The 9896-nt window shown below is 50.3% G+C and carries 5 protein-coding genes; 2 read left to right on the top strand and 3 right to left on the bottom strand.

All coding sequences use genetic code 11. From position 1 onward, the window contains the following. Positions 1-816 precede the first annotated feature (816 nt). Together FYJ84_RS14020 and FYJ84_RS14015 are read right to left on the bottom strand one after the other, a co-directional pair. On the bottom strand, positions 817-2322 hold the full coding sequence (locus tag FYJ84_RS14020; protein WP_154408216.1) for a Na+/H+ antiporter NhaC family protein: 1506 nt from the start codon (positions 2320-2322) through the stop codon (positions 817-819). A 137-nt stretch (positions 2323-2459) separates the two neighbouring features. After that, the gene (locus FYJ84_RS14015; RefSeq protein ID WP_154408215.1) at positions 2460-3350 is read right to left on the bottom strand and encodes an ROK family protein; all 891 of its coding nucleotides are present in this window, start codon (positions 3348-3350) and stop codon (positions 2460-2462) included. Between the two features lie 239 nt (positions 3351-3589). On the opposite strand from FYJ84_RS14015, the gene FYJ84_RS14010 reads away from it, so the two are divergent. Next, positions 3590-4699 carry a GDSL-type esterase/lipase family protein gene (locus tag FYJ84_RS14010; RefSeq protein ID WP_154408214.1) on the top strand — a complete coding sequence of 370 codons (1110 nt, stop codon included), beginning with the start codon at positions 3590-3592 and terminating at the stop codon, positions 4697-4699. Positions 4700-5347: 648 nt separating this feature from the next. On the opposite strand, the gene FYJ84_RS14005 is transcribed toward FYJ84_RS14010, so the two are convergent. Continuing rightward, positions 5348-8005 (bottom strand): CIA30 family protein, encoded by a 2658-nt coding sequence (locus FYJ84_RS14005; RefSeq protein WP_205764285.1) that lies wholly within the window; start codon positions 8003-8005, stop codon positions 5348-5350. A gap of 284 nt (positions 8006-8289) precedes the next feature. Between FYJ84_RS14005 and FYJ84_RS14000 the strand changes: the two genes are divergently transcribed. Beyond that, a complete protein-coding gene (locus tag FYJ84_RS14000) occupies positions 8290-9642 on the top strand; it encodes an S-layer homology domain-containing protein (protein ID WP_154408212.1) in 1353 nt (450 codons plus the stop codon). Positions 9643-9896 lie beyond the last annotated feature (254 nt).

Genomic DNA, 9896 nt, shown 5'->3' with positions numbered 1-9896 from the left:
ATGTCCTGACACTCATTTCACAGCCGTTCAGCTATCGCTTCACGGGTGAAATGTAGAAGACCTTGATTGGCTCTCAAAATTATCCATGTAATGGAATTTCAGATTGTGTTTCGCACAAATCTTGTTTATTTATATTCTGCATCCGCACGGCGGACACAGAATCCAACATCTGGCTTGAAATCATGTGTGCATGATTTCTTATTGCATTGTTTAGTTTTCAAGGAACACTGCCTTCTCAGCTTTAACTTTTTAAGTTATCTGCATGAGTCAGCTTTTATATAATATCTCAACGCGTTCATTTTGTCAAGAACTTTTTTGAAATATTTTTTGTCATCTCCGCTCTACTGAATTGCATAGAACTTTTAATATATTCTTTACAACTCTGTGTCAGTAGCGACAACGATGTATATATTACACGAAAAGCAATCGCCTGTCAACACTTTTTTATAAAATTTTTGCGATACAGGCTTCTCCACCTTTTTCAGGCTTGCTCGTCAAGTTGTATGAATCACTATGGTAACAAATAATGTATGTCATTTTATCATTTTGTTTATATCTGTTCAGACAAAGAGAGGGGCGAGTTGGGGCTGTACCTATAGAAAACCTTTGTTGTGCCTCGGTGCTTAGCGATTCGCGAGCCGTTAGGCGAAGCGAGAGCTTAGCATCCGCTAGGCACAATGAGGAGCGCGAGCGTGTTTTCTATAGGTATTGCCCCTGCTCACCCCTTTATAATGTCTGAACAGAGTCCACAAACTCTCAAACTACATCATCAGTATATGCACGAAGTAACAAACATCCACTACGAACAACTGAAACTCAATGTTCTATGTCCACCGGCCGTACCTTTACATAAATCAAAGCCATAATCCCAGCCATAATCACCACAGCCGTTGCCAGCCCCAGCCAGCCGTTATTGGTAAAACCGTCCACCACAAAGCCGACAAAGCTGGCACTTGCCACAATGGCCACATAAGGAATCTGGGTGCTCACATGGTCAATATGGCTGCACTGTGCCCCGGCAGAGGCAAGAATGGTCGTATCCGAAATCGGCGAAGCGTGGTCACCGCCCACTGCCCCGGACAGGATAGCAGCCACGGTAATCACCAGCAGATTCTGGTCCCCGGTACCGATAACAGCAATGGCAATCGGAATCAGGATGCCAAAAGTACCCCAGGAAGTGCCGGTAGCAAAAGCCAGAATAATCGCCACAATAAAGAAGATTGCCGGCAGGAAAACCAGCACGCTGGCATTGGCGCTGACCAGCTGCCCTACATAGCCACCCAGATTCAGGTACTTATCACTGCAAATGCCGGACAAGGTCCAGGCAAAGCACAAAATCAGGTTGGCCGGCGTCATAGCCTTGAAGCCCTGCACAAAGGTCTCGCAGAAGGAGCTAAAGCTGATAACACCACGAGGCAGATACAAAAATGCCGTAAACACAAAGGCAATAAAAGAACCAAACACCAATGACTTGCTGGAATCACAGTTGGCAAACGCCTCCTGAATGCCCACGCCATCATGAATGCCGCCGGTATACAGCATGCCATATACACAGGCACCAATCAGCACCAGCAGCGGCAGCACCAAATCAATAATCCTGCCATTGCCCCCCGGCTGCACTTCCTCGCTGTCCCGGTACTCGTCAGGCACAATAAACTTCTCCTGATTCTTCTTCACATACTTCGCCATGGAAAAAAGATCCCGCTGGGAGCAGACAATAAACAGCATAAACGCCATAGTCAGCCAGGCGTAAAGGTTAAACGGTATCGTCTGCAAAAACAGGCTGAAGCCGTCAATAGTGCTGCCCTCAGGCAGGGAGGAGCCTACAGCGGCAGCCCAGCTGGACACAGGGGCAAGAATGCAGATAGGCGCAGCCGTAGCGTCAATAATATACGCCAGCTTGGCACGGGACACCTTGAACTTGTCCGTAATCGGGCGCATGACCGTACCCACTGTCAGGCAGTTAAAATAGTCATCAATAAAAATAACCAGCCCCAAAAGAGCCGTCAGCAGCATGGAGCTGCGACGTCCCTTAATGGTCCTTGCCGCCCACTCGCCATAGGCGCGGGTAGCGCCGGAACGGGTAATTGCCGCCACCAGGATGCCCAGGATAACCAGAAACACCAGAATGTTGATATTGCCCCCAACCTTGCTTGCCATAACCTCAAACATGGTCATAATCGCATTCAACACATTGAACTCAGTGTACAGGAGCGCACCGGAAAAAATACCGATGAGCAGTGACATGTACACCTCTTTTGTCGCCAGCGCCAGCACAATCGTAATAATCGGCGGCAGCACTGACCAAACACTTTCAGCCATAATACCTTCCCACTTTCCTCAAAAAAATACAATACCTCAGTGCAGCATCTATAACACTGCACTAAAGTATTGTATAGCAAAAAAGCATATTTCTCAAGTACGTTTAAGAGAAAAGCAAAAATTATAAAAAGTTAATATCACTGCTTCTGCTGCAGGAAATGATATACCGCGCCAATCAGATTGGCTGCATTGCCAAACTCAGCCCTGGTCACCTGCGGACGAATCCTGGCAATCCCGACTTTGTCCAAAATAGCATGGAGATGACGGGTAATATTTTCCACAAAATCCTCCCGCTCACTGATGGCACCGCCAATCACAAAAAGCTCCGGGTCAAAGCTGTACTGGATATTGTACACCGCCCTTGCCAGCTGGCTATACATGTCCTCAATCGTCTCCTGGGCAATCTTATCCCCATTGGCCTGCAGCTCAAAGACCTCCTTGCCGTTCAGGGCATCCTTGTCCATGCCCTTGGCCAGTGCCACATGCTCTGCCAGGGCACGGGTGGAAGCTGCCTCACTGAGCACCGTGCCCTTGTCATCCACCACCATAAAACCGAACTCGCCCCCATGCAGGTGGCAGCCATGGTGCACGCGCCGTCCCTTGACAACGGCACCGCCTACGCCGCTGCCGATTACCAGGAACACCACATCCTGGCAGTACTTGGCAGCTCCCAGCCAAACCTCGCCCAGAGCCGCACAGTTGGCATCATTCTCCATGGTCACAGGCAGCCCCAGCTTTTCCTCCAAGGCCTTCTTTATATTAAAATCATGAATGTACGGCAGGGCACTGGCACCGCCAATCACCCCGGCCTCATCATCAACGGCCCCCGGCAGGCTGAAAGCAGCCCCCTCCAGCTCATATGCCGCAGCCAGGCCTTCCTTGGCTGCCACCAGCTCGCTGTAAAAATCCTCCAGATTATCCGGCGTCAGTATGCTCCCCTTCCGCAGTATCTGCCCTTCCTCGCTCATTACGGAAAACTTTATGCTGCTGCCGCCTACATCAAACCCCAAAATCGCCACAATATTCATCCTCTCTGTTTCCTGGTTCAAGCATCATCAATACCAATACTAATATCAACAATACAAGTATTAATGCGATTATCGATACAAGCATCATTGTGGCTTCAATTATAATACATATTGCTTTATATGTCAACAAATGATATATCTTTTATTTTATTTTCCCATTTCTTTTAATTGACAAAAAGGACTTTATGACTATATAATATCATTAGAGATTATTTTGCGACATATGAGGATGATACGACATGATGCTAGAAGCCACAAACCAACTACGCACTATCCACATAGCTCCCAGCAAGCTGCATATCCAGTACTTCGGCCGCTGGGACAAAACCGATGCCAACAACTACCGCTGTGCCCAGGGTGCCATCTACATCAAGCTGAATTTTACCGGCACCAGCATCAAGGCAAAGCTTTTGGACAAGACAAATTACTGGAAGGTCAGCATCGACAACGGCCCCTTCCGCAAGTTCCGCCCTGCCATCGGCACCACTTCCCTGGCAGAAAACCTCTTTCCAGGAGTGCACAAGCTGCTGCTGGTGCGCATGACCGAGGGCATTCAGGGCATCTCCCAGTTTCAGGGCTTTATCCTGGACTGGGGGGCTGATATCGTCCGGCCTGACCTTCTGAAAACACGCCGCATCGAGTTCATCGGTGACTCCATTACCGCCGGTGCAAAAAACTCCCCCGCTCCCGGCATCCCCAATCCCGGCTACTATGACATAGAGGACAACGACATGGCCTACGGCCCCCAGCTGGCCAGGATGCTGGAGGCTGACTACAGCGTGCTGGGCGTATCCGGGGAGGGGCTCATCCACCAGTGGGACGAAATCCGCCCCTACAACCGTGTCCACACTGCTGACCGCTACAAATGGACATTGTACTCCGACAGCTTCAAGGGCAACCAGCTGTGGGATCCGGAGCAGTTCCCTGTAGATGCCGTGCTCATCTGCATCGGCACCAACGACTTCATCGACCAGAAGCCAAATTTTGAAGTGGAAACCTATGCCGACCTGGACGGCAGGAACCGCATTCCCACCCAGGCTGAGTTCATCAAAAACTACACGGAGCTCCTCCGCACCGTCCGCAGCATCAACCCGGAAGCAGCCATCATCTGCATTGAGCCGGTGCCGGACTGGGTGGGTGCCGACGTCCGCTACTGGATCTGCCTCAGCATCAACCAGCTGAAAGCCCAGGGGGAAAAGAACATCCACTACATCCCCCTGAACGTGCCGGAGCCGCTCCTGAAAGAAGCCGACTACGCCAACGACCTGACCCATCCTACCGCAGAGGGAGCCAGGAAAATCGCCCTTTACCTCAAGGACAAGGTAGCAGCCATTATGCAGTGGCTCTAACCCACTCCGCACCCACTGACTATCCCACAGCAAAAGCGGGGCTGTATACTGCTCATCTCAGCAGCATACAGCCCCGCTTATTTTATTGCCATGCTATTCTATATTCTGCCAGCCACTGGCCGCCTTGTTATTTCTTCAGGGACTGCCAGTTCACCCCATCGGCAAACAAGGTCTCAGGCTCATTGTAGAAGTCCACAAACTCATTAATGGTCCATCTTAATTCCCCCTCATTTTGGTATTTATCTCCTAGGAAAATTATATATTGTGGCAAAATTTTATGCAATATGCTGCATATAAAAGCATACATTTTTACATAATCAGGCAACATTTTTCATTGTATACAGTAAATACAGGCAAAAAAACAAACAATAAAAAGACTGCTATATTGAAAAAACAAAGCGCAATCCCAGGCGATGGGACAGTACCATAGGCAGGCACGCTCGCGCTATGCTATGAGCCTCGCGCTTCTAAACTCGTTCATCGCCTTACGGCTCGAACTCATTAAGAAGCGAGGCTCATAAATATGCCTGCTATGGTACATGCCCCATCGCTAGGTTCGACCTGATTCGATGCAGCAGTCTTCCTACACAGTTATATCGTATAATTCTCTTGAATAATCCGCTTATCTCCGTTCAGATTATGTGCTAATTACTGCTTAACGGCCTTAATGGAGTCAAAGTACATTACAGAATCCACAGTCTCACTGCCGATAGTGTTGCAGTAAATGCCGAAATGGTTCACCGCCGAAGCATCAAAGGTGCCGCCGTTCTTGCCCTTGAAGTCAGCAAATGGCAGGGTAATCACCTGTGCCTCCGTGGTGGCAGCCAGCTTGCTCAGATCCACCTCAAAATCCTCGCCATTGCTGTTCAGCTGGATAATCAGCTTCTGCCCCTTGCCGTCCGGCTTTACCCAGAGCTGAATGGCATCACAGCTGCTCCAGTCGGCTTTCTTCAGGCTCTTGACGATACCGGCATAGCCCCCCTTGTTGATGCTATAGCGGAAAGCAAGGCCTGAGTCACCGCCATTTTTCTCCTGAGAAAGCTGCGGTGCCACTGTGCAGCCGGAGCCAGTATTGGCATTGTAGGTGCCACCCAAAAGGCCGTTATCCCCGTAATAGCCGTCAAAATCATCCACCAGCAGAGGATTGGCTGCCGGGGCAGTCATGTTCAGGAGCACCGGCACGCTATCGGACACTTCGCCATTCACCAGCACCTCCACATTTGCCACCAGTGCCCCCAGGCCATTAATGACATCCTTGGCAAACTCCGCCTTGGCCGTGCCCTTATTCACCTGGGCTGCCGCCTCTGCCAGCTTCCTGCCCTGCCTGTCGGTGATGACGAACTTCACATCATCTGCCTTGCCCCCCAGCTTGGCGGACAGCGGCAGATTCTCCAGCACGCGGCTGTAGGAGTTCGGTGCCAGCAGGTAGCCATAGCCTTCCTTGGCAGCCGCAGCTGTTACACTGGCCTTAGTGAAGTCAGCGGAATCCTTCATGAACACGGACTCAGGCTTGTTATAAAAGTCAATAAAGCCATTAATCAGCTCCTGGCCCCGCTTTTTCTCCACCATGTACGGCTGGTCAAAGTTGGTATCATCAAAGTTTGACCAGGTCAGGAAATAAGCCATATCCTGCGGTGCAATCCTCGCCATGGCCTCATTCCACCAGTCGAGACGTGTATTGCCCTTTACCACCAGGGCACTGTTGCCGTAAAGCATGCCGCACTCGGTAACAGCTGCCACCTTGTCCCGCTTCTTGGCAAAATCGGCCACCACCTGCATGGTCTGGGCAAAGCCCTCCATCCACATATCCTCCTTGGCAGGATCCCGATGGTACATATCAAAGCCGATTACATCAATAAAGGCATCACCCGGGTACCGGGACAGGTAGTCAGCCTCGTCCACCAGAGGCCCCCCCGGGGAATAAGCATAGAGCATGTTGTGAAGTCCCTTCACATCCCGGAGGTACTCCACCGTATAGCGGAAGATGTTCTTGTACTCGCTTGGGGTGCAGCTGGATGCCCCCCACCAGAACCAGGAGCCGTTATTCTCATGGAACGGACGGAAAATCAGCGGCACATCAGCTGCCTGCAGCTTGCCGTCAAACTCAGCCACCATATCAAGATATGCCCTGTACACCTCGTTCAGGTCTCCCCCCGGCAGGATGCGCTGCACCACGCTCCCCTCCAGATTGTTCGGGGAATAGCCGCTGAAATCGTACTTGCCATTTATCTTTGGCCGCTTTGCCACCTCGGCAAAATTCGGCAGATGCATGGACATGGTGAGGATTGCCCCTTTCTTGGCAGCCGGAATATAAATCCCTGCCAGCTTCTCAGAAAGAGTCACCCCTCTTGCCTTCTCATCGTCTGTCAATGCCAGCTCATTGCCGGTCAGTGCCAGGGAATCCAGCCCCATCACCGCAGCATGGTCGCCTACCATATCCTCCGTATCAGATGCCCCCGGCAGATTCTTGGCTACCTTCTTGTGCAGCTCGTTCTGATGGCCGTAGAGCACCTTGTCACTCTGGGCGATGCCCTTGAGGTAGGCAAACAGCTTTGCTGTCTCCGGGGTTGCCTTGGCATCCGTCAGGGCCGCCCGGCCTGGCAGGGCCAGCTGCCCCAGCTGTACCTTGTCCTGCTTCTTGGCAGCCACCTTGGCATCCACATAGCCATCAGGCACCTTTTCCGTGGACAGCTTCAGCTGCCCCACATACAAATCACCCTTGTAGTCAGTGCAGGAGCCCACGATGCTCAGGCACAGATAGCTGACACTGACATCAGCCGGTGCAAAATTCACCTGTACCGGCAGGCACTTCATGCCGTTGCCGGCATCCTTGGCCTGACTGATGTCCAGGTCAGGGCAGGCATTGATAACCTCCCTCTCATCGGTAGCCTTGGCATACAGCTTCAGCTTGAAGCCCCCCTGCGTCATGGCTGCCGGATTAAAGTACAGATTAAATGACAGGGTATTGTAGCCATTGATAGCCAACGGCTTTTCTGCCACGCTGCCATTTTCCAGCTTGACCTCGCTCCAGCTGTCATTTACGTTATTGGTAAAATCTGTTCCCACGCGGATAGAACCGCCAAAAGCACTATCCGCTGCAACCTCCGGCTCACCGCTGTAAGCCCACACACCGCCAAACTTCCAGCCAGCCAGATCCTTGCCCACGTTCCACTGCACCGGTGCAGCAGCCTCTGCCACGCTGGCAATCCCCACTGGCAGCACAGGCTGCGTAAAAGCAGGCACACCAACCATGATTCCGGCAGACAGCGTCAAAGGAATGATTTTTTTCAGCCAATTCTTTCTCATTAGATGTTTCTCCCCTTTTATTTTCATAATGGATAAGAATTTATTCTTATTCCCCCTCTTTTCGCCTTTATTATACTATTTCTGTATTTGTTGTGTCAATAAAAGCTATATCTTTTATTTTAAAATAATTCTATCTTTAGTATAATATAAAATTCTTTTTATGAAATTTTCTCATCTCTTTTATTGACAATGTATTAAATCATATGCTATATTATAGCTGTCGATGAAATGATATGACTTTTAAAGTATACGTCATGGCATTATTGAGAAAAGGGGTTATAAAAATGAAAACTAACAAGAAACTCATGCTGGGTGTTTTATCTGCACTGATGGTTGGTGCTACCACTTCAGCATACGCTGCTCAGTCTGCCGAGGTGCTCTACTCTGATGTACCTGCTGACCATTGGGCTGTACAGGCAATTACCGAGCTGAACAAGGAAGGCATCGTTACCGGCTTCGGTGACGGCACTTTCCGCGGCGACCGCGCTGTTACCCGTTATGAGATGGCACAGCTCATCGCCAGCGCCCGCTCCCATGAGAAGATTGCCAACAACGAGCAGAAGGCAATGATTGAAAAACTGACTGCCGAGTTCTCCGAGGATCTGGACTCCATCGGCCTCCGCGTAACCAGGCTGGAAGAAAAGTCTGATAACGTAAAGGTTAGCGGCGGCTTTGCTCAGAAGGCAATGCGCGGCATTGATGGGGGCAACACTTATTGGGAGAAGGCTCTCTGGCTCAACATTGATGGCAAGATGACCAACGGCTGGGGTGCCCATGCCGGTCTTGACTGGAAATACGGCAGCAGTGACGGCTTCAACTCCGAGAAATCCTCTGCCGATGATTATGTAGGCGGTGACAATCTTGATGTAGCTGGTTCAATCTGGGAAGTGTACGCTCAGGGGCCTGTTGCCAAGAACATGAACCTGAAATTCGGTCATTTCCAGCCTGGCCTGCAGAGCGGCTATGTAAGCAACGCCCGCGTTTATGGTGCAGAGGTTGACTACAACGCCAGCGATAACACCACCGTAAAGGCATATGGCGGTAAGATTCGCGAAAAGAAATGGGATATGGCTGTACCTGGCAATCAGGGCTTTATCCGCAATGGCAGCAATGGTGCTGCTGGCGGCGGCGATGATTTCAACAACGAGCGTCCAACCGCATACGGTCTCTCCGTAGAGCACAAATTCAATGACAAGCTGTCTGCCGGTATCGGTTACTACAACTACAAGTCCGTTGCCTATGATAACGAAAAGCTGAATCTTGGCGTTGTTGATGCCAGCTATCAGTTCAATGATAAATGGGGGCTGACCGGTTTCTATTCCCAGGGCAGCCGCGGCTATCAGAACAAAGCCAGTGACATCAAGCTGACCTACAACGGTTCACCTTGGGGCGGCAAGAAGATCGGCGGCTATGTAGGCTATCGTCACCTGGGTGCTGATGCTGTCATCATGTCCAGCCTGGTACATGGCTCTGAAAAGGCCGGTTCCAAGGGTGTTGAAGCAGGCCTGTGGTATCGCTTCTCCCCTAGCATTCTCCTCACCAACGATTTCTTCTTCGGCAAAGCAATCAATCAGGATTTTGTAAACAACAAGGGAACCCATACCGCATACTTCTCTACTCTTAACTTCACTTTCTAATTTTATCCGTTATTCTAGACAGGCACAGGAAATACAGGCACTGTACCTGCTGAGAGAATAGCAAAACAAGATTTCACAATAGACTACAACCTTCCGAATGTTGACAGCGGCAGTGTACCCACTGCCGCTCAGATTGTTGACAAACTAGCATAAAGCACTCCATTCATGGTAAAATATTATTATGATTGGGGTGTTTTTATGTATAAGAAAAAGAATCGTGCAAAACAACATCAGATGCAGTTCATAACGCTGGA

Origin of the sequence: Anaerovibrio slackiae (assembly GCF_009695585.1) — a bacterium.
Classification (GTDB): Bacteria; Bacillota; Negativicutes; order Selenomonadales; family Selenomonadaceae; genus Anaerovibrio; species Anaerovibrio slackiae.
Note: the sequence above shows the minus strand (reverse complement) of the source record. Positions and strands in the feature narration are given on the sequence as shown.

What these genes read in the sequence shown, in the direction of transcription:
- FYJ84_RS14020 (WP_154408216.1), bottom strand. Translation starts at nt 2,322, where the DNA reads ATGGCTGAAAGTGTTTGGTCAGTGCTGCCGCCGATTATTACGATTGTG.
- FYJ84_RS14015 (WP_154408215.1), bottom strand. Translation starts at nt 3,350, where the DNA reads ATGAATATTGTGGCGATTTTGGGGTTTGATGTAGGCGGCAGCAGCATA.
- FYJ84_RS14010 (WP_154408214.1), top strand. Translation starts at nt 3,590, where the DNA reads ATGATGCTAGAAGCCACAAACCAACTACGCACTATCCACATAGCTCCC.
- FYJ84_RS14005 (WP_205764285.1), bottom strand. Translation starts at nt 8,005, where the DNA reads ATGAGAAAGAATTGGCTGAAAAAAATCATTCCTTTGACGCTGTCTGCC.
- FYJ84_RS14000 (WP_154408212.1), top strand. Translation starts at nt 8,290, where the DNA reads ATGAAAACTAACAAGAAACTCATGCTGGGTGTTTTATCTGCACTGATG.